Below are 22661 nucleotides of genomic sequence, written 5' to 3'. Positions count from 1 at the left end.
ATTGTATTTTCTTCAAATTGAGCATGCCGATGATTGATTTGATATTCCCACTTATACTCAAATACATTTATTTATGAAAAATAAGGCGAGAATGATGGCAATATCGATGAGCAATTTATCGAGTGATAGGGAATTATTTATTTTGCTGAATCAATGCATATCGGTTCAATAGTTGTTTAAAGTGAGTATCAATACGTTGATATTCTGATTCAGGTACAGTGCCTTGCGCTTGTAATTGTTCTAGTTGGCGTAGTTCTTCTTCGAGTGGCAACCCTTGATTAAAATGTTGACGTGCATTAAAAATAATCGTTTTTAATTCAGACCCAGTGATATAGCTGCGAGGTTTACCATCGAGACTGTCTAAGCGCGTACTGAGATTATTTAACTCTGACATTCCTTCAGACCACTGTTGGAGTTTATCGCGAGATGACGCATTGATTTGCATATTTTGCTGCCATTTATCGTTTAACGCTCTGACTTCTTGCCGTTCACCATATTGCTTCGTGAGGTAACTCACCATGCTTAATCCATACTGTTGAGACCAAATTGGGGAGACGGACTCTAATTCTACGAGGTAGTTATCGATTACCTTGAGTTTTTCAGGAGAAAAACTATTCGGTTGCGCGGCATTAGGTTGTAATTGTTGCTCAAGAATTGAGGCAATATTCGGCGTAAAGTCAGGTAACTGGGGTAGCGCTTGCGCTAAAACGTGGTTATTGATTTGCGGGTGTAACACATACAAAGTTCCTGCACACAGCGCGCCTGTGAGCACAATACCGAAAGCCAGACCCACACAAATGCCTTTGCGGTAAGAAGGCTTGGTCGGTGTCGGTGTACTGATAGTGGCATTGGCCTTGATGGAAATTGGCGTTGCTGCGGCACGGGCATGAAATGATGATGGTGAGGTTTTCGGCAATTGCAGCGGCGTTGGTGGAATAAAACCACTATCGGGAACATCGGTATTTTCGAGTTGCTTGGCTTGAGTGGTGAGCAAGTTTTGCAGTCGTTCCAGCTGAGTGAGGTGTTTGAGCTCTAATGTTTGCAGCAACTGTCCAATTTGGTTGAGCGTCGCTTCAGTTTGATACAGTGCTGGCAGGTCTGCATAAACAGGTGCATGGGCGCGTAACCCTGTCATGAGTTGTTGGCTCAGCGTTGCGAGGATCTCAACCCGGGCATGGGTCTGTTGTGGCCATAATCCTTGCCAGTGGCGGCTCAGTAAATGTTGGAGTAAAGATAAGCCTTCGTTTAATCCCGCAATGCCATTTTGATGCTGGCGGATCAGGGTAAACCATGCGCAAGTTTGTAAATCAGCGCCATTTTGGTTGAATAAGGACAAACATAGCCCATGAGCTCGAGCCCAGTCAACATCAGGGCGGGCAGGGTGGAAGCGTTTGTTTAACTCGTCTTTAAGGGCAGAGAAATCAGTCAGGGTGCGAGGGTCGCCACCAAGGCGTAATGTGTTTAAATCTGGGGTCATAGTCTTCTCACGCTATCGTCGGTTAAATCGTATCGAATTGTTTTTTCAGATGGTGGACGAGAATGCGTCCATCCGGCATAAACTCAGTGCCATAACGGATTAACCCTTGCTCATGTAATTCAACCTCAAGGGCGTAATGGAGTGCCCCAAAGCTATTTTGCGGTAATAACACTAAAGAGAGTGATTTGATACGGGGCTCATACTTGAGTAACGTTGCTGATAAAATGGTCATCATATTGTGAGCGGTACCGGGGAGACCTTGGATCATTTTACTCATATCGGGGAGTCCGTAGTCGGGAAGATGTTCGATGCTACCCGCTCTGGCGTTGAGAATGCGGCGAATATTGTCCATCACGGATACCATCACTTGGTCATGTTCTGGGATAGCATCAATATCTAATCCTCCCGCAAAATACCCCGTCAACATTTCATATAATGAAGGCTGGGACATGCTATTTTTCTCCGAGTGGTTTCAAGGTCATGGTGTTATCCGCGAGGGTGAGTAAGCGTGGATCATCGGGTAATAACCGCTTTTTGGGGATCACCACGCGCCAGTCGTCGGTGATAAGGTCAGGGTGATGGAACATTACGGCAACGGCAACAAATTCAGCACCGTCCTCAAGGGGCATATCAAGAGAAATTGATTCGCCAGGGCGAATTCGCAGGTCTTTTTGTGTGACTAATGAGGATTTGAGTACTTGGCTATCTTTAGCGAAAAGGGTGGCATAGTCGCTTTCAACAAAGCTTTCAAAGTTTTTTAGTTGATAAACACGGATAATCGTTGATAGCGAAGCGCCAGTATCGTCAGTATTGAGTGCTTCGCGTGCCACGAAATCAAGATGGACGACTTTCACTTGCTTATAAAATATCGCGTTTGCTGCACTGCGAGTGCCATCGCTGACCATTTGAGTAAGTCCGCATCCAGTGAGGTTTAATGCTGTCAGAAGCACCAATGTCTTGCCGCAAAATGACAATAAAGGGAGTTGTTTCATAGGTGAGTCCCAGAATTAGAATCGATAATTAGCATAATGTGAGGGCGGCGTAGAGTGTGATGTTGCCGATAACCGCTGATAGCGCCCCAAATTTAAGGTAATAATGTGTTCTCGGTGAGGGGCATTAGGCGCCAATGTGCCCATCGCGGCGGTACGTCCCAGTTGAACACCTTGGCGAGATTGCGTGCTTAACGTTGCGTTAGGGAGCAACTTTCTGGGTAATTTGAGACAAAGACGGGCATTGACTCTTGACCCTAGGTAAACATGCAACAGCGCCATTAAATCTTGATACAGTTGTCCGTCAGGCAACCAATTGCGGGCTTCATTAAAGTTATCTGTCTGTAAGGTAATCAAAATTTGGCTGTTTATATCGGTAGAATACTGACCTAAAACAGGCTTGTTGGTTAAGGTCATCGGTGTTCTGCAGGATAACCCTGTTTGAGTGGTTTGCTCAATGCGTCTTGGGTCATGAGGCTTGATGTTAACTTGGGTATCAGGCGCGAGTAATTTAACTAATGATATAACCCCTTCGGCGGTACGAGTTGGAAAACGTAGCGTACCCAGTAATGCGAGAAAGCGGGATAAAGGCGCTTGCACATGTTGAGCAGTGCCGGGGATCCCCAAGCCAATTAACCCATATAAATACTGGGAAGTTTCGTCTTCACCTCCCGCTAAAAATGTTGCAGGGTAAGAGTATTTTCGCCAAATACGATAAAACTGCGTCGTCAGTCGGTGGTTAAAAATATCTAAAAAATCGGTAAGAGACTCGGTTCCCTCACGTCGTTGTGCAATGTCATCAAGGTAGGTTGTCGGTAGCGGGGAAGTGACACCATATAACCCTAAAAATGTCGTTCGAATACTGGGTGTGTTGCTATCTCGGTAGCGGTCTTCAATGTCGATACCTTTAATTTCGGTGACAGGAAAACCCATCCCACGATGGGGACGAAACCGGATAACATCTGTTTTCGGGTCTTGGGTGCTACCGAGTGGCGGGCGCTGTTTATTACTCTGTTCTAGCAGTTGGCAAAACCGATAGAAGTTAACCAGTGGTAGACGCTCCCCTAGTGCATCAAAAAGCTGATTTACTGAGGATGATTCTCTGTCCATGTGAGGCTATTTCCTTTTGGTACAATATGGAGAGTTAATTGGTTAAATAGATGCACGTCGGTATAAAGCGCGAAAAAGCGATTGAGCATTTCACCAAAGAGATGAATATCACCTTCACCGTTAAATCCGTTGCTATCAAGGGTGATATCGATGGCAATACCACGCTGTAAAAAGCCTTTTTCGAAGCGCTCAATAAGGTGCTGTTCAACGTGGATCATGGCATCGAGTTTGCGGCTGTTTAGATCATCATCTCGCCAGTCATAGAGTGCCAATGTGCCACGTAATACTTCTACGTTATCCATCATATTGAGGAAGCTAGCGCCAAGGTGACTGAGGACACGCCAATGGAACCGATCTTCTGCAGGGGGATAGCACGGCAGGGTTGGCTTACATAAATTACGAACCTGCAATTGGGTTTGTAGCGTTTCTTCGGTTCTGTCGAGCAATGTACTTTGCAGCGCTTTGCGTGGAAGTTGTCCGTTAGTGCCGGTTAATTGTAAAGATAAGGTTTCACTTTCAAGGGTAGCGGTCGGTTGTTCGCGTTCTCCCCCTAAAATCAGCCATGTATCATGTAACCCACTGACACCGCGCTTAACACGAGTGTGGTAGTAGTGTTCTGGCGCATTGCGGCGCAACATGCCGCCTCTGTGGCGGAAACTGCTGAATGGAACATAATGAATGTGTTCATCTCGTCTTGTGCCATGAACCGTATCGACAGCATAAATTTCGGTGTGCCCATCTTGTAGGCGACGGGGACGCAGTAAATATTCACTTTCTAACCCGTTAACGGTGAGTGGGTCAGCTTCAATATTGAATAAGTTGATCACCGGAACGCTGTGCAGTTTTAGGTTATCCGTACTTAATGGAATGTCGCTATCCCATAGCGTATCAAGCACAATTTCGAGTTCAAAATGACTCAATCCTTCAGGTAATTGAATTTCACCGAGCCCGTTTAAGTTGACGAAAAAAAATTTTTCACGGAAAGAAAAATACTCCAGTAATAGCTGGTAGCCGCTGAAAGTGCTATCACTTTTAGGCCACAGTTGGTCTTCTTCAGCAAAGCCCCCCGGGGAAAACCAAAGGGGTAAACGAATACGATCAGGGGACGATGGCAGGCGAATATAGGTGGCTGCAACTTGCTTAGTCAGCGCTAAATGGAGTGCATAGGTCGTTGGAACGTCACCAGAGAGATAAAAGGAGAGTGCATTAAGTGCGGTTTGTTTCCAGTCAGCGAGCTTCGCACAATCGAACTGCAAACGAATTACGGAACGGCCATCAGGCTCTGTGGTTAAATTAACGGTTGATAGCACAATGGGATTGAGCGTTAAGTCTCGCGTTGTGCGATAGCGGCAGACGGTCTTTTTGGGACCAATCGGGCGCGAAAGCACTTCAAAGTTAGCAGGGATCACCGATGAGAGTTTCATATCGTGAATATCTGGCGCGAGTTCAACGACAGAAAGCGATGGAATGGTTTGTAGATAATGAGGCCAAAGTAGGCTAACTAACCCTTCTGTTAACTCAGGTAAATCATCATCAATTTTTTGGCGCAATTGCCCCATGGAGAAGGCAAAACCTTCAAAAAGTCGTTCAACAAAAGGGTCAGGAATGCCCACTTTGTCTAAATCTAATAACGCCGCACGATCGGGGTGAGCTTGAGCGAATTCTTTAGCTGCTTCACGCAGATATCGCATCTCCGCATCATAATAGCGAAGGGTTAAATCATCCATTTGTGTGGTTCTCATTGATTAATTTAGGGGTAGAGTACTAAGGCTCGCACAGGATCTAATCGTGTGAGTTGAGCCAGTAACTCAGACATCTGATGATGCAGTTCAGCTTTGTCAGGTGTATTACGCTGCGTTTTCCCTCGCAACAGTTGCAATTGGCGGGCTTTAACTTCAAATAACGAGTGTGGTTCCCAATCAGCGAGACGCATCTGCTCAGCACTGTGGTCTAATTCACGAAGTAAATTCAGTGCCAAATCATAACGAGTAAATTGTTCGGCCACTCTTGCCATCACTAATTGCAGCAACCATTTTTGACGGGGTGTTTGGATATTCGGACGTGACATTAACCAGGCTAATGCGGCTTCAACGCCTTCAGTGTCAGCTTGAGTTAACGCTTCTTGTTCTAACGAAAATATTGAGTCGTTATCATCGTCACTTGTGCCACGAACAGGCATGTGATGGAGAGACTGAATATTCTCTTCTAGAATATGCTGTTTGATCCACGCTAATGTGACTTCATCAGCGAAAGGTGTGCCATCTTCCCAAGCGAGATTTTCTAAACCCGGCAAGCGAAGTAAGAACTGCTTTAAATCAGAAGCAATCACCTCTGCCCAGCCGTCCCACGGCGCAGGGGATTTACTCAATGCCTGATGCAAATACCACTGCACATCTAACCAAAAATGGTTAACTCCTTCTGCAAACAATCGATCAGCTTGCTCGGTGAGTTCGAGCCAATTTTGTTGCAGATATAAACGTTTTAGCTGCGCTTTGGCATCTGAGCGTGGTGAGGCTAATCGAGTACAACCTTGCTGATTTTGTGGTGGCGATTGGTGCAGGGTATCCCAACGGACAGATTTCATCAGCCGGTGACCCGACAGCCAGCCGTTCGGTTGATTACGCAGATAATTGGCGAGTACTTTGGCTTGATCAAGTAATTCTCGACCAGACTGAATAGGCGTGATAGCGCTGATACCTGATGATATCTGTTTCGTTGAGATATTTTCTGTTGATTTAATATTTTGTGGAACAACACTATTCGCACCACCAGATTGTGCAAGTCGATTTTCTAATGCGCGTAGTAGTGGTGCAAGATTAGGACGGTTTGCTTCATCCCATGTACTAAATTCATCCACAATCGAACTAAGTAACGCCACGATACGTGCGAATTCGTTACTATCCACTTCAGGATAAAGGGATAAACTGTCGATAACCCGTTGACCCGCCAACCATTCAATGGCCGACTTTCGGCTATTTGGGCGATTTGGTAGCAAGTCATCATGGTAACGGTGGAGTAACCCTGCCAGTAATCCTAATCCATCGGCTAGGCCCGTTTCACCTTCTTGATGCAAGCGTGCCCAAACGTAGTAAGTGATCACGCGTGCGTCTTTACAGACATGAGTTAAGAGATTTTCGGCAAGTGTACAGATTAATTGTGTATCTGAGCCTGATAACTTGTTGACTTCTTCTTTCATGCGTTCGAAGTCATCGTCATAGCCAGGGTCTTCCCCAACCGGATTTTCAGCTGTGATTGGCAATAACCAGCGTTCCCATAACACGACTTGTTGTTCCACTAATTGATTAGCGACAAGCGGATTTCCGGTAAAACAGGCTGTGCGTAAGGCAGTTAATAAAGGCATAGGTGATGTCCTATCGAGGCTAATCCAAGAAGATTTTTTCAGGTAGCACAAAGTTACGTAGTTTTAATAGCGCCAGTGGGCCTTGGCCCATTTCAGTGCGCAGTTGGTAATTGAGCGTGTTGCCATCTGGCGTAGTCCATGACACGGTATAGCTACTGGTGCTTCCTGCATAAGGCGCGACCTTGGCTGTCTCGAGTAAACGGATTAACCCCCAAACACCACGATGATCACCATAGAGTCGGGTACCGGTGGAGGTCGTCATCCAAGACAATGAGGCGCCTGACGCGACGGTATCGGCAGGCCATACAAACCGTTGCCATTGAGGGAATTGGTTATCGTAGGTGAGGTTTTGCTTATCGATCACCAGTATCGTTTGCATCACTTGTTTACTGGTGCCTGGGCGCATTTCGAAGTATAGGCGAGCTTCTCCGTTTGCGAACGCTACATCGCCTAGCTCACTCAAGGTATTCATCGCCTGAATAAACTCAGGGTTAAAGCGTAAGCCTTGAGCATTCGTGCTATTGGGTACCCAATGGTTGCCTTCTTTGCGTAAGACACCTTGCAAGCGTGTTTCTAAGAAACGCTGAATACGTCCACTATCAGGGCGAAGATATTGTGCCATCAGAGGCAAAGAAATATCGCTTTGCGTATCTTTCAAGGGATAGCGACCACCAAAGGCATTATTCCATTCATTGACAATCGCATTTTGCCATTCGCTATTGATCCCTTGAGCGGTAGGTGTGAGTAGCTGTTGCCATGCCTGAGTCATGGGCTCCACCAACAGTGCATCGCCAAAAGGTTGCCACTCTTGCCCAAAACTGGCGGCAATCAAGCTCCCCATATCCCGCGTTTCGGCAAAATCGACACTTTTACCTTCTAGAATACTTTGTGCGAAGGCTTGGGACATGGCTTGTGGGTCGGGGGCATTCACCACTTGCTGAAGTTTTAAGCGCACACGAGTAATACGGGTTAAATACGCTTGTAAACTCAGATTATCACCGGTTTGTGAGGTGGCTTGAGGATCAACAAAGTTTAGGATAGGACCAAACGTCTCTTCCAATGGCCCCGTAAAATCGGCTTTTTGGTTAATCACCGGTTTTTGTTCTTTGTTGAGCAGCTCTTTTGCCGAATTAACAAACGAGTCGGCCAGTTTTTCTGCCTGACGTCCGGTTTTCCCTTGGTAGGCGAGGGTATTCATCAGGGCAATGACCGGGGACTGGCGAACATCGCTCATTAATGTGAGCTGGTCAATAGTATCGGACAGGCTGTCGGTCTGTCGCCATTGCAGGCTGTTTAAAAAATTTAACCAGCTACTTGAAAAATCGGCAAAATAACGCTCGGTGAGTTGCTGTTTAAGTACGTCAGGCGAAATCTCTTGGCTAAGTTCATGCTGGTTGTCGCTCAATACCCAGTCAATTTCATTGCGACGGGATTCAACCACTTTTTTGATGGCGGGTTGAATGGACTCTTCCCACGCTTTGCGGGTAAAAATGCCCGGTACAAACTCTTCTGTCGTCAATAAAAAGCTAACATCAGTATCGTTTGTCATGTCATTGAGGGTCATATCCGGAAATTGGTTCTGTGCCTGCAAAAGCACTTTTTGGTATAACGAAGCACTTTCGCTGCGTTGGCCGATTTGTCGAATGAGTAAGGTACGGCTTTGATTAATCAGGTTATTGTTAGCCGATAATTGCCAGCCAGGGTGCTTTGGTAGCTGCTGCGCGTAGAACATGAGCAACTCTTTGCCGAGAGTGTGCCATTCTCCTTCATCCATTCCCTGAGGGGCGGGTAGGGTAGTTAGGATACTATCAGTGAAAAAAGCAGGTTCCATACGCTCAGGCGTACTCATCATGAGATAAGTTTTTAAATCTTGATATGCACGTTGGGTAGCTTGGCGACGCTCATCACTATTTGGCGATAATTGTGTATAGGCTTGCAATCGTTGCTCAAGTTGTTGACGGATATTATCTCGCAGAGGAGGGAGTACCGTCTGCTGATACAACGGCCATAAATGCGCTAATAGCGGCTCATTGCTATTCAAGCCAAAATGTAGCCAAAAAGGCACTGAGTTCTGTTCCCGATGCGTTAACAGCCCAAGAGTTTGCTGAAAATCATACTGAGCTTTGAGGCGTTCAGTTTCCGGCAATTGGCTGTTAGCGGCGACGCTCGCGCTTTGGTAGCTCTCTTCGATAAGCTGGCGATTGGCGAAATAAGAGACAATCATGCCTGCACCCCACAAGGTCATGGCGGTAGCAGCACCATATTGAACGAGACGTTTTTTGTCAAAGCCTAAAGAGGCAGGCTGTAAACCGGATGCCAGTTCAGATTGCACATTTAACCAGCTTTGCCAGCGCGTATCGGGGTGCCAACTATTGGGTAAACGTTGCTGATTTAACGGATTGATAGAAGGGCTAAATGCGATGCCGGAAAAAGGCAGCGTACGTAATTGGGTATTGAGTGGCGCTAATGCGGTCGCAAGCTGCTGGCTGCCCCCGTTTTGTAGAAATTGGGCTAAGGCGAGTAGATAGGTGTGTTTCTGTTCGCGAAGTAATGCTTGGGTTCCGTTGATCACAAGTGCGGGGATCAGGCTTAACAAGCTAGGTGATAACGCCTCGGCTGGCATATTTTGCTCTATCATGCAGAGGATAGAGGGCGTTTCAACAGCACTGAGGGATTGTTGGTCACTGACACTCCATACCCAAACAGGCGCACGCCAACCTAATGCTTGGAAGAGGTTTTGGATTGCACGCCCTGCGTTATGGGCTGTTGCGGTATTGAGATTAGTGAAAGTGACGTTGTTGTCTAAAAGCTGGGAAGAAATGCTGTTTTCCGTCACCCAAATCACGCCATCGAGCGGACGACGCCGGCGTAGGTGTTTGAGGGTCTCTAGTCGCTTTGAGTCGATGGAACTGCCGATATCGCCACCGTAGATAAGCAAGGTGCCATCACACTCTTGCCAGATTTCTTGGGTAAGACTTGGGGCGAGTTTTTCGACGGCGGAGTGGGAGCCGAGGAGGAGCTGAATAGAGACTTTGGAATGCCAGAAAGTGCCGTATTGGGATTTTAGGGTTGCTAATATGGGGGATAAATTTTGGTTATTAAGGATGGATTTTTTATCTTCATCTGGGTAAGTGCCCGTGTCTTTATTTTCCTCACGGTGACCAGCTATTTTTTTGTGATGGAGCCCCCATCGAACGACTCTATTAATAATACTAAAAGAAATAATAATACCGATCGCAATGTACTTTTTGAATTCTGTTTCTAGGTAAAAATGTTCACCATAGAACCACACACTCAGGCATAGTAAGACGACAAAAATGAAGAAAGAAAATGTATTCACTACGGGTTTATTCAATTTTATATTCATATTGATGGACTCGAAGTAATAGTTCCAATAAACATTGATTGGTTATCTTGGGAAAGTGTTAAAGCTGAGTTTTTGGTTTGAGAAACATAGTCAATGGCGATGGCTAAATTTAACCAACTTGAAAATTCGCCTACTGGACCAATAAAAAACTCTAAGTTAAGTAATTTATTGGGTTCTATTTTAGGGAGCGCCTCAGAGGCGCTGAAAAGCGCGCCGATTAAATCGTTTTGGCATTTATTGTCAGAAAAACAAAGAAACGTATTTTTTGATTCAGTCTGTATTTCAGTAAATAAACGGATGGCATTCTGTTTATCTTCATCGATTGTGATTGGCATCGGTCTTTTTACATTCGCAATTGTATTTAGTTGATATGCTAGAGCGACTTCATCGGAAGTAAAAATAAAAGCTGCAAAAGCGGCAGATTGATTTTGGTTATAAGCCTGCTCAATGAGTACAAGTTGGATTAGGTCTTCATTCTTTCTAACAGTATCTTCGATGTAGTTGTAATCTAGTTCATGGGTGAAATTTACATTGTGTGGTGGTGGGGTATGAAATAATTTTTCCCATGAATATTCAAATTCTTTTCTTGAGGTGTTGAGGTCTTGATTTGTTAAATAGTGAACAGAGAAAGGGTATTTTGTACTGACTTCAAGAATCTTATCTTGAAGTGTCCTTAGTAAAATAAAACACGGAGATTTATCTTCAGGTAAATAATCAATTCTCTTTGGTAGTTGGTAGCTTGCGATATGTGAATTCTGATGTTTTAAAATATAGGGTAATGTGATTTTATCAGGAAGCAAAATAACGGAGTCTAATATGCTAATCGCTCTTGAACCCCATTCCTCCCACTTTGTATCAGCATATTTTTTTTCATTTTCTAAGAATTCATAATTATTTTTTGATTTAAAATAAAAAATGAGTTTTACAAAGAATGTAATTAAAACAGTAATTAGCGGGGCTGTAGCCACAAAAACTGTGATAATCCTTCCTTTATCTGAATTAAAAGCGTCTTTTTGAGAATTAAAATAGAGAGAATAAAATAGAAAAAATAATGTTAATCCTAACGCTATAATCCACTTAACGTAAGGAGGTTTATGAGGTTTAGGTACTTGTAGCGATGCTTTTTTATTCCAAGACATAATTATCCTAAATTAAAGTCAGTAATACTGGCAATGAGATAACAACCACACTCAGTTTTACTTCCATCCACGGCAACAGGAATACCTTTACATGTAAATTCTGTAGTGCCTTCAATAATGGCATTAGTACCATGACCTTTTTTAGGACAACTGATTAAGTCACCTATTTTAGCTGCTCTTTTCCTGTCGATAATAATATCGGAAGTTGCGGTAATAACTGTACCACCATGACTGGTTTTATCACCCAGTAAAATAATGTTTTTAATCATAAGAGTTTAAATAGTAATAGGTAGGTTGTGATATATCAAAAAATATTAACTTAGTATTTTAATATTAATTATTGGCTATAACCTTCAGTGGTTGAAATAGGCGTTGGGGAAATTGTTGATACAGCGCCGCCAGATTTTGGTGGTAACCCATTCAAGGGTTTTCAACACACCGAAATCCATTACCAAACTCATGGTCAGGGAGTTTACCCCCTCGGGTGATCGTTAATGTGCCATCAACACTGCCACGATAACCGCGCTCCACTTTTTTTGTTCCACTTTCTGGTCCTGGTGGATTATCTTCGGGGGAGTGTTGATAATAATCGTCACTATACCAATCGTTGACCCAATCCTTCCCATTGCCCATCATGTCATACAGTCCGATAGGGTTCGGTGCAAAATTCCCTACAGGAGAAAACCCATCAGTAAAGTTTCGTTTGGGGTCTCCATCATAATACAACTTATTATCACTATTCCCGTAAATCAAAAATTGCCCGCCGCTGCGGGCGGCATATTCCCACTGCGCTTCGGTTGGTAAATCGGTTTTTTTGCCACTATTTATCCCTAACCATTGGCAATAATCTTTCGCATCCTGCCATGATACTGTTGCTGGGTAGTCGTCACCCAGTTTATCTTTCTTTGCATAGGGATTATTCAATACATCTAAGTAGTAATCCGTTTTATCGCGTCCTTGCAAATCGAGCCAACGATTAAACTCCCCCCACGTGACCCGGTATTTGCCCATCTTAAAATCGTGCAATGAAACCCAGTGTAACGGTCGGGTCGACGGATCAATACTATACGGCAGCTTATCTTCCACTAACGGTCCAAAATCTCCCATCTGAAAACGCCCTCCGGGAATAGAAACCATATTATCCATCGAGGTTTGACGCAACTTAGCCGATTCAGCCGCTTTTTGCCCACTATCACACCCTGTAAGCATGACTATCAGTAAAGGTGTGTAGAGACGCCATGGCATTGTCATTATTGTAACTCCTTATCGTTCACAAACACGCGCGTACAACTGTCCACATAGATAAATTCAACTTGCTTTAATGGCATTTGCTGATTTACATCCGTATTTTGCAGAACTTCAAGACAATCGGGAAGCTGTTGATACAGTGCCTCAAGATTTTGTCGATAATGGCTTGGCTCTATCCTAATGTCCGGTAATGTCCCGAGAATAACTGGGGCGGGACCAAATAATTGCGGCTTTATTGCTGAAATAGGTGCTTCCCCATCAGATAAAAAAGCCACAACCTGTGCTTCATTTGCTCGCCAATCCCCTTTTTCCCCAATATTCATGGATAAGTGCTGCATAATATTTTCGTAATCCCGTTTGGATTGTGCCCAGCTTAAAATCAGTAAAATCGCCCGTTTACGCGACGCAAACCGCACGCCTCCTTCACATGTCGTGCCTTTATGACTGGCAGGACTGAACTCATCCCAAAAATTCCCAGTCATCAGCGAGGCAATCGCCGCCCCTTTACTTTCTGGAGGCGCTAGTTTTAAACACTCGCCATTAGTGCTGTTTACCTTCTCCATTAACGTGACGCGCGCCTCTTTATTCTTCCATGATAATTCAAAAGCACTCATTAATTCAGTAAAACCCTGATATGCCGCTAAAAATGCCTTAACATTTTTGACGATTCCCATTGATTTCATAAGGGTTAACATACAAAAGACTTGAAAATCCTTATTTGTCACAATGGTCAAGACTTTGATGTAATCGACATTACGTAACATATAACCAAAAGCAGGTAAAAAATCTTTAAAGATAGCTTCCCCGTTGATATCAAACGCCAGCGTGCCTTTACCCCCAACCCCTTTACACAATCCGCCTGACACCAAACAGCGTACCCGCCCATCAGTATAAGTGAACTGGATAGCCCCAGTGACCCCCATGCCGGCTTGCAGCGAAACACCTGCACTGCTTTTCCCCAACACTGCAAACCCATCCGCTCCTTGGGTTGAGCCTGTTTCCGATTTATGTGGGGAATTCCATTTCAGTGAACCGGTCACATTTAAGCTGGCTTGCGCTCCGGCAAAAATACCGATTTCCCCCGTCACTTTTGGGTCGGCAGGGCGGTGACTGACGTCAGCTTTTCGTTCGCTCGGATCTGTTTTTGACGCAACTGAGGTAGGTAGCCCTTTCATTGAGTTCCCTTGAAAACTGGCACCTCCTTCCACTGCAAGACTCACCCCGACACTCCCCGACAAAACGACATCAATATCCAGCCGCATCGTGCCTAGTACACCCATACCGCCGCCTTGGATTTTGTCTGCATCCAAAGGATACATCAGGGTAATCCCTTGGTCATAAGGCAGTTTGAGTTTCAGGGTGCTTTTGGATTCCGCTAATGCTAACCCTGCATAGGCACTGAATTTTCCATCTGCCGCCGGCAATGAACCTTCTTTACGTTTTCCGGTCCGTAAATCCACCTCAAACGGACTAAATCCAGCTTTAAAACCTGCACCGTATCCCCATCGCATCAGTTGGGACTGGGAGTCAAACTCAAAGTTGTCACCTTTGTACGGTGAGTTTTTCAGTTTTTCATTTAGCTCATTAGCCCATTCCCCGAGCGTATCGGCTTTGTCTTCCACCAATTTTTTGTCATACAGGGAGATGTTCATTTTCCCCGTGGTTAATTGTGATGTGAGCTTTTCCTTGTCAATCACTTGCCGTTGGCGCTTTTCCCCCTTGTCATCGGTATATTCTTCGGTAGTGATAAAACTTTTAGTCCCACTTTTCTTGTCATTCTCATTCAGTTGATAGCGGCGAATATGATTTTTAATTTTATCGGAGCGCACGTAGGTGTATTTATACCCCTTTTTTCCCCCGGAAATTTCGATGAGCTCCATGAGTCCAATGGCACTTTTTTTACTGCTGTCGTCCAAGAGCTTAGTTTTGGGCAACTCTTCCGGAGGAGCGAGCATTTTCATTTCCGTTTTTAAATTTTTCACGGCAGTATCGAAGCATAACTCTTCTTTGCGCAGCTCTGCCAGTAAACGTTCTCTATCCTTCAATTTATTAACATCATAGGGTTGTGAAATATCACCGAGCTTTCGTTGAAGCTCTTCTATGCGTAATTCTGCATCCACACGAAGTGCTAATAATCCGTTCATTTGATTATTATCGAGTTCGATGGCCCGTGCATCGTTATAATCGGGAAAAAGGAACGTACCACTGTCGGGGTGAAAATAGAGGCTAGTTGGCGCAGTGCTGGTGGCGATTTCCCCAGTAGCCCCCGGTTTTGTTTTTGATTGATGGTTATTTTCAATATTTTCTGACATAAAAATACCTTTGAATAAAATAGACGGTAAGATTTCGTTGTGAATATTAGTTTTAGTCCGTATCAGAAAGGGGATCTTGATTATTCCGTTCTATTTTCATATCGATTTTTTGTGGTGTAGCCGTAAATATTTCAAGCGTTCTACCGTCTTTATCTGAGATGGCTTCATAGGTGTCTCCATCATCAGTGGTGAGTGTGTATTTGGTAAAAGGTAAAACTTCCTGACTGGTTTCATCTTTGATAATAAATTGCTCGCTAAAGCCTTTTGGAATTTCAGGCGCTGGGGAGTTGAAGTTAGTCGCCCCCATTTTCTGAACATTGGTCGTTTTAAGTAATACATTGCTTGGTGTGCCAATTTCAACGTTACCATCTGCAATCTTGATGTAACCACCACCACAATTAAGGATAATTTCTTTTTTTGCGGTAATATTCAGTGCTCCATCAATCGTTCTAATATCAAGGTCTTTTTTAGATAAAATTGACATTGCATCATTTTGAGACTGTATTTTTATATCACCATATTTGGCTATTGCATTAATGCCTGAACTTTGAGCGTAAATGCTGACATCATTCTTGGCATTGAATGTGATTGCGCTATTTGCAGATATATTTGCAGATTGATTAGCGGTTATGGCAATACTTTCATGACCTGAAGCTAGATGTATCGCTTTAGGTGAAAATACGCCTATTCCAGCGGGGGCATGAACAAGTACACCGGGAGCTTGTAGGTTATTTAAACTATTCTTGAGTGTATCTTGGGATGCTATATCGGCTGGAATAGAACCGCTAATTTCAGCTGACTTTGATAAACTTTTGGCGATTGCGAGTGCTTGTTCTAATTGAGCAACCGCCTCTTCCATCGCCAGCACATCCCCACCGGCTTTATCCTGCTTATCGGTGGTAATAAACAACCCGTTACCCGCACGGATCGCGCCCCAGCTATCTGTACGTAGCTCAAAACCGTCACCACGCTGTTCGCGTTCGGCGTTCACCAAATGCCCCAAGTTTAACTGGGTTTTTCCACCATACTCGGTGCTGAGCTTAATATGCTCTTGTCCGCGCTTATCCTCCATGCGCAGTTTGTTATTCGCAGGCGTGCGGATCACATTGCGGGTGTTATTTTTATCGGTCACGTGGTCGGGGTGGCGGGAATCATGCAGTGCATGAGCGATGTAAGGGCGGTCTGGGTCACCCTCATGGAAGGCGATAGCGACTTCAGTCCCTTGAATTAGCGGGAAATGCATCCCATACGTATCCCCCGCATAAGGTTTCGCCAACCGCACGGGCATACTTTCATAGCCCTTGGTTTTATCATCTCTGTCCGCATCGAATTTGACCCAGTAAAACCCGTGTTCATTTTGGTGGGCATAAATATCGTGGTCTTTTGCGCTGGTGACGCGTGCCATTAATGTTCCGGCAATGACAGGGCGTGGTTTTAGAGCAGGGCGCCAACACAGTGATTCCGTGTAAGGCACTGCGTCGAAACGGACGGTTAGCGCTTTATCTCGGCTGGCGGTAAAGCGTAATCGCGTAATTAAAATCGGTGATTTAAAGACGGCCGGTAAGGTCGAACTGAGCGGGTTATCTTGAATGTTTAATACCAATAATGGCGTCAGGTCTGCTGCGCTGCTTTCTCCGCGTAGCAAAGTCTGGCGAGCCAAAAAGCGCTCGTGATCGAGTCTTGCCCAGAAGTTAGCGGTTTCAGTTTCAGGGCGAATTTTGTCCCCGCGGGTTAGGTGACGACCTTTATAGTGGTAAACATCGCCGTAGTTGGTTTTTTCGCCATCACCGCGCGTCATGTCGGCGACAGCGGAAATCAACGTATCTTCCGCCAGTCGGTGGTTATAGTCTTTGGCAAAAACAGTGCTTTCAACTACTTGATGACGTAAAGATAATCCCCAAACACTGTCGACATGGTTATCGCTCAGCCCAGATGGGCTATTTAATGGCAGCGTTTTGTCATACACATAGCCGCGTTGGCTGTCAGTAAAGTGGAGCACCTCGGTTTGGGTATCATCTTGTAAACCAAAACGATAAAAAATCCCCACTTCACTGAGTAAGCGCTCAATAAATTGGCGGTCGCTTTCGTTAATTTGGTTGATTTGTTCGCGTTTTGGGTACGCTTTTTCGAGATGAAACTCGAACTCCCAGCCTTTGAAATTGTGTTCGCGTAAAATTTGTTCAACTACTTGCGGCACAGATTGGTTGATAAAGAAACGGTGGCTGCGAATTTGATGGCGCAGTAGCGCAAAAAAAGGCTCGATAACTAACTGGTAGCGGGCTTCATCTGCAGAGCCAGAGAGACGACGGAAATCCGTCACCACGCCATGAACGCGCTTGGCAACGCTCGGCTGAGTGGCAAGTCCCATTACGTTATTTATCGGCGCACAAAAGGTTAGGCTGGCATTACGGCGCAATAATTGTTGAGCAGAAAGATCTTGGGCAGAACAGGTAAATGTAATTTGATAGTGATAGGTGTCGCTAGCGGCTTCACGCCCGGTAAAATGTTCAACGTCCAGTAAATCTGTGCAGCCTTGCACTTCTAATCGGTAGCGGCTTTGGCCTTGGATCAGGTTTTTGGCTGTATCGAGTAGGCTCATGGATTTATTTCCTCAATATCACTGAAACTCAGGGTGATCCCATCTTCTTCGCTATACCCCAACGTCAGACTTTGCGCTTGCTGGTGGTTCGCTTGGCGCATGAGTAATTGCTGGCTCAGTACTGGTAAAATTTGTTGGTTAAGCAGGCTGTCTATATTGCGTGCGCCGGTGTCGGGTAATAAACAGGCGCTCACGAGGGTGTCATACAGTGCTTCTTCGACAATACCTTCCAATTTGTAGTGGGTGTAAAGACGCTTAATCACGCTGCCCAGTTTCATTTCAACAATTTGGCGCAGTGCCACAGGGCCTAATGGGCGATAAATCAAGGTTTGGAAGCGAGCAAGTAGTGCAGGTTGGAAGTGGTCACGCAAGGTTGGGCGCAGCAGTTCTTGTAACTCGCCATCAGTGGACTCAGGGGACTCTTCCAGCTGTTGCATTAATAAATCGCTGCCTAAATTGGCGGTCATTAAAATCACGGTATTGCGAAAATCAATTTCACGGCCTTCGCCATCGCGCATGAAACCACGGTCAAATACTTGATAAAACAGGTTAAGTACATCACGGTGGGCTTTTTCCACTTCATCGAGTAATACGACGCTATAAGGACGCTTGCGAACAGCTTCCGTTAAAATCCCGCCTTGACCGTAACCCACATAGCCTGGAGGCGAGCCTTTTAATTGGCTGACGGTATGGGCTTCTTGATACTCAGACATGTTGATAGTAATTAAGGATTTTTCGCCACCAAATAGGACATCTGCCAAGGCTAAGGCAGTTTCGGTTTTCCCTACACCACTTGGGCCAACCAGTAAAAATACCCCTTGCGGACCATTTTCTGAGGCGAGACCTGTGCGAGCTGCACGTAACCGTTGTCCAAGCGCCAATAATGGGCTTTCTTGACCGACTACGCGTTTACCTAGCGACTCTTCTAACTCAAGTAGCTCGGTTTGTTCATCTTTTAATAGGCTGGATAAGGGCACGCCTGTCCAATCAGCGATGACAGTGGCCACCGTTCTGACATCCACATCCGGAGTGATTAGCGGTTCATTTTGCTGAATAAGTTCTAACTGTGATTGGATATCGCTGACATCTTGGGATTGACGGCGCTGTACTAAGAGCTCACTGATAAGATTTTTTTCTTGCTCAAAACGCTGTTCTAATTCAGTCAGCTGTATGGCGATTTGCGCATCTTGAGTGACTAATTCGCTCAGGAGGGGTTGGTTGGTGGTGTTGCCAATCACCAAATCATCAAGGATCGCTTGCTGTTCAAGTTCTAATGCAGTGCGCTTGGCTTTTAAACGTGTCAGTTCTTCAGGGAGTGTATCGAGGCTCATCCGGATACGAGCGCTGGCGGTATCAAGTAAATCCACAGCTTTATCGGGGAGTTGGCGACCTGTTAAGTAACGGCGAGATAAGGTGACAGCGGCTTTGACCGCATCATCGGTAATGTGAACACCGTGATATTTTGCATAGCGAGGTTTTAGCCCCCGCAGCATTAAACAGGCTTTTTCATCATCAGGTTCATCGACTTTGACCACTTGGAAGCGGCGTTCTAAAGCGGCGTCACGCTCGAAATATTGCTTATATTCAGACCAAGTGGTTGCGGCAATCGTGCGTAATTCACCACGGGCAAGGGCGGGTTTGAGTAAGTTAGCGGCATCTGCGCCACCGGCTTGGTTGCCTGCGCCAATAATGGTATGGGCTTCATCGATAAATAGTAAAATTGGTGTTGGGGATTGTTGTACGGCTTCAATCACGTTTTTTAAGCGCTGTTCAAATTCGCCTTTTACGCCAGCTCCCGCTTGCAGTAGCCCTAAATCTAATGTGCGTAATGATGTGGTTTGCAGGCTGACAGGAACGTTGCCTTCAACGATGCGTAGAGCTAAACCTTCTACCAAGGCGGTTTTACCCACCCCCGGTTCGCCCACGAGAATGGGGTTGTTTTTGCGACGGCGAGAGAGAATATCCACCATTTGACGTATTTCGTCATCACGTCCAAAGACAGGGTCAATCGCGCCTTCGCGAGCTTTATCGGTGACATCCACCGTAAATTTATTCAGCACTGCCAGTAAGGCATCGTTCAGTGTGTTACCGATGACATTCGGTGCTGGAGTTTCGTTTGTTGATTGCGTTTCAAGTGGCGCTTCTGCCGGTAAAGATTGATTATGTACCGCAAGTTGCTGCACTTCAGGGCGCTCATCGGATTGCGCATCAAGCATCGGTCTTAAGCGTTGTAATTGTGTGATGCTTAAGGTCATTAATGGCCAAAGGGCGTCGTTCGGAACTAAAGAGGGTTGCTTCACAATCGCCGCAAGAATATGGACGCTGCGAATGTGCTCGATATCTTCATCCAATGAGGCTATCACCCAAGCGTTTTGAATTAAGTTTAGGAGTGATTTTGAGAGGGAGGGGCGGCTATGGATAGAGCGTGGTAAGCTATCGATTTTAGTCAATAAGCTTTGCCAAAGTGTGGACATATCCCATTCATAGCGGCGAGCTAACACCGTGATATCGCTTTCCCCTATTTCCAATAATTTGAGCAACCAATGTTCAATGGTAATTTCCGCATGCGCTCGTGTCTGGCAGAGTGAAGCTGCCGCTTCTAATGCGCTGGCACAGTAAGGGTTTAGGCGACGTAATAGCATCACGGATGAATTGTCCATATTCTCTCTCTTGTATTGGGGGGAAAATGGTTAGAGACAGCAAGGAACGCTACCGCCCCTAACCGTTAACCGAGGTTCATTAGGTATCAAGATAAATTGTGTGTTGTGTGTCATCGGCGTACGAATACGTACAAAAAAGCAGACGCCGAAACGCCTGCTTGTCTTAATTAAGCGGTAGCACGCTCATTCCACGAGTCGGAATGAATGATGTTGCCGTCTTTGTATGTCCAAGTGATTTTTTCATAGCGCAGCTCAATCTCTTCGAGATGGTTGTGCTTCTCTTTATTAGGGTCTTTAATGTCGTGCATTTTTGGCGCGACTTTGACCACTTTGACGTTTTCGAGCTTGGTATTGAAATATTCGACTTCTTGTCCTGCATCATCAATGCGGTACCATTTGAATTCGGCTTCTTTCAAGGTTTGGCCAGTCGTTACCGCTTTGTACAAATAAGGGCTTGATGCATCAATTTCTTTCACGAAAATAAACGGGGTATGAATACGTGTACCCGTTAACTTACCGGTATTGTTATCGGTTGGGATGTACAGGTTATGGTCTTGTGCGACCACTTCAATACTGCCTTCACGGTCTTGTACATTAACAGAGCCCTTGATATCTGCGCCGCCGTCATCTTTTAGCCATAAATAAACAGGAATAGCCATTGTTACTTCTCCTTTCGGGTCGAATGTGTGTCATCGTCCATCGGTGACACGGTTTGATTATCTGTCTCTTGGCAAGCATCTGCCTGAGGGATGAGTCGTATTTCAACGCGCCGATTCTTCGCTCGGCCTTCAGCGGTTTGATTATCGGCAACAGGGTTATTCTGGCCATCTCCTCGAACGGCAAAACAGGCTGGACTGATATCACTGGTCTTTATCATCCAATCTCTGACCGATTCGGCGCGTTTCAGGGATAGTGTTTGGTTGAGTGCTGGGTTTCCGGTGTTATCGGTATAGCCTGAGACGACAATCAACCAACCGGGTTTCGCTTTAATATTGAGTAAGGCGTCGACCAAAACCTTGGTGGCACCTGCTTTTAGCGACGATTGTCCCACATCGAATAGCGATAAGCTGTCAAGGCTGACTATTTCGGGGGCATTTTGAACAATGATAGGCGCAGGAGGCGGTGGGGGCGCCCAACCACTTAATAGTGTGTGCAAGTAGGGTAATATTCTCGCTCCCTGATATAACGCTAAAGAATGAGAGGTTGGGACTCCTTCGCGTTCCCAGCGCGCTAATTGAGCTGCATCATCTTGCAGTTGCTGGTAAGCAGTCTGTTTTGGTGCAAGTGGTGTATCTGATAGTTGCGAAAAACGCGCAATATCTTCACCAATATGACGAATGAGTTGCTGATTATGGTAGTAACTTCCGATTAATGTGCCTATTAAAAAAACACCAAAAATAATTCCGATAGCGCCGAGGGTTCTTTCTGTACGGCTTAAGCTAATATCATGGTGTAAGCGACGCAACATGACATCGGGCAAAGGTAGCAAATCAGTAGTTTGAATTGATGAATATAGAGGCAGCATGGTTTTTTCTTGAATAAATTGTTGCCATAAATTGTTTGGTTGGCTAGTGATATCAATCCACTGAATAGCCCATGCTGAAGGGATTTGTTTCGGTGCTCCAGCTTGAGGTAGTATGAATTGAGGAACTAAAACTTGGTTTAGCCAGCTTTGTAAGGTATCTAGCCATAGAGAAAATTGCAGGCTTTGTTCTGACTGACCGATATGCGTGGGTAGCCACACAGAGTAAGGGACTGACATTGTACCTTCTTGCTCCACCTGAAATTCAGTTTGGTGGCTGAGTAACGTCATCCAAGGGGTATGTTCATCATCAACATGCATAGCGGTATCAGCGTAATGAGGTTTAGAAAGGTATACCGTTACCCAAAATGGCAATTTAGCACCGATTTTTTGACGACCTTCCCCAATAGCTCGACGCCAATTGAGTAGCGCTTGTGTTAGAGTTTCTTGTTGGGTCAGTTGCTCGGGTAATACAACGTATAGTAAGGATAAGTGCCCAGATAGCGATGGGGCATATTCCACCAATGCGGCAATCAATTTAACGAGCTCAGTGGGCGCGGATACACGAATATACCAACCTTGATTTGTTTCTCTGTGTAATTGGGCATCCAGAAATAGCGCTTGAGATTGACCACAAACTAAAATGACAGGCCCCTGATAATTATCAGCCGGAAATGCACCTGTATAATCATGTTCAGTGGATAATACTTGGCGTCGTTGTTTATATTGCCAAAACAACATTCCACCCGTCAGTACTAAGACGAAGACGGAAACAAAAATGGAGACACTTTGCCCTAGAGACCAAAACCCCCAAAGTAGCCACAAGAAAAGTCCCGTAGCAAAAAGCGTCAGACACGGTTTGATTGGATTTTGCATG

The 22661-nt window shown here is 45.2% G+C and carries 15 protein-coding genes; all 15 read right to left on the bottom strand.

The genetic code is table 11. The features are described 5' to 3' along the window. Window positions 1-133: 133 nt before the first annotated feature. Complete coding sequence (locus tag PR683_RS06855) at window positions 134-1477, bottom strand: VasL domain-containing protein (RefSeq protein WP_004912515.1); 1344 nt, start codon at window positions 1475-1477, stop codon at window positions 134-136. Window positions 1478-1499: 22 nt separating this feature from the next. Next, window positions 1500-1928, bottom strand: a complete 429-nt coding sequence (gene tssE / locus PR683_RS06850) for a type VI secretion system baseplate subunit TssE (protein ID WP_004912512.1) — start codon at window positions 1926-1928, stop codon at window positions 1500-1502. Between the two features lies 1 nt (window position 1929). Then, a complete protein-coding gene (gene tssJ / locus PR683_RS06845; protein WP_004912506.1) occupies window positions 1930-2469 on the bottom strand; it encodes a type VI secretion system lipoprotein TssJ in 540 nt (179 codons plus the stop codon). Between the two features lie 15 nt (window positions 2470-2484). Continuing rightward, window positions 2485-3576 (bottom strand): type VI secretion system baseplate subunit TssG, encoded by a 1092-nt coding sequence (gene tssG, locus PR683_RS06840; protein WP_272513365.1) that lies wholly within the window; start codon window positions 3574-3576, stop codon window positions 2485-2487. After that, window positions 3552-5303, bottom strand: coding sequence for a type VI secretion system baseplate subunit TssF (gene tssF / locus PR683_RS06835; protein ID WP_110732018.1), 1752 nt, complete (start codon window positions 5301-5303; stop codon window positions 3552-3554). Before tssF ends, tssG begins: the two co-directional genes overlap by 25 nt. Window positions 5304-5326: 23 nt before the next feature. Continuing rightward, complete coding sequence (gene tssA, locus PR683_RS06830) at window positions 5327-6937, bottom strand: type VI secretion system protein TssA (RefSeq protein WP_272581725.1); 1611 nt, start codon at window positions 6935-6937, stop codon at window positions 5327-5329. Window positions 6938-6956: 19 nt separating this feature from the next. Beyond that, window positions 6957-10304 (bottom strand): ImcF-related family protein, encoded by a 3348-nt coding sequence (locus PR683_RS06825; protein ID WP_272571334.1) that lies wholly within the window; start codon window positions 10302-10304, stop codon window positions 6957-6959. Next, complete coding sequence (locus PR683_RS06820) at window positions 10301-11443, bottom strand: hypothetical protein (protein WP_196719417.1); 1143 nt, start codon at window positions 11441-11443, stop codon at window positions 10301-10303. Before PR683_RS06820 ends, PR683_RS06825 begins: the two co-directional genes overlap by 4 nt. Window positions 11444-11445: 2 nt before the next feature. Next, window positions 11446-11712 (bottom strand): PAAR domain-containing protein, encoded by a 267-nt coding sequence (locus PR683_RS06815; RefSeq protein ID WP_123382573.1) that lies wholly within the window; start codon window positions 11710-11712, stop codon window positions 11446-11448. A gap of 151 nt (window positions 11713-11863) precedes the next feature. Beyond that, entirely contained in the window at window positions 11864-12694 is an 831-nt protein-coding gene (locus tag PR683_RS06810) for a formylglycine-generating enzyme family protein (protein WP_123382574.1), read from the bottom strand. Next, complete coding sequence (locus PR683_RS06805) at window positions 12694-14835, bottom strand: hypothetical protein (protein WP_196719418.1); 2142 nt, start codon at window positions 14833-14835, stop codon at window positions 12694-12696. Before PR683_RS06805 ends, PR683_RS06810 begins: the two co-directional genes overlap by 1 nt. Before the next feature lie 220 nt (window positions 14836-15055). Continuing rightward, window positions 15056-17602 (bottom strand): type VI secretion system Vgr family protein, encoded by a 2547-nt coding sequence (locus PR683_RS06800; protein ID WP_272571335.1) that lies wholly within the window; start codon window positions 17600-17602, stop codon window positions 15056-15058. Further along, window positions 17599-20262, bottom strand: coding sequence for a type VI secretion system ATPase TssH (gene tssH, locus PR683_RS06795; RefSeq protein ID WP_272571336.1), 2664 nt, complete (start codon window positions 20260-20262; stop codon window positions 17599-17601). Before tssH ends, PR683_RS06800 begins: the two co-directional genes overlap by 4 nt. Before the next feature lie 167 nt (window positions 20263-20429). After that, entirely contained in the window at window positions 20430-20921 is a 492-nt protein-coding gene (locus PR683_RS06790) for an Hcp family type VI secretion system effector (RefSeq protein WP_004912469.1), read from the bottom strand. A 2-nt stretch (window positions 20922-20923) separates the two neighbouring features. After that, a complete protein-coding gene (locus PR683_RS06785; RefSeq protein WP_117162403.1) occupies window positions 20924-22660 on the bottom strand; it encodes an OmpA family protein in 1737 nt (578 codons plus the stop codon). Window position 22661: the final 1 nt, after the last annotated feature.

The organism is Providencia sp. PROV269, from assembly GCF_028477785.1.
Classification (GTDB): Bacteria; Pseudomonadota; Gammaproteobacteria; order Enterobacterales; family Enterobacteriaceae; genus Providencia; species Providencia rettgeri.
This window is presented reverse-complemented; position numbering and strand designations above follow the sequence as displayed.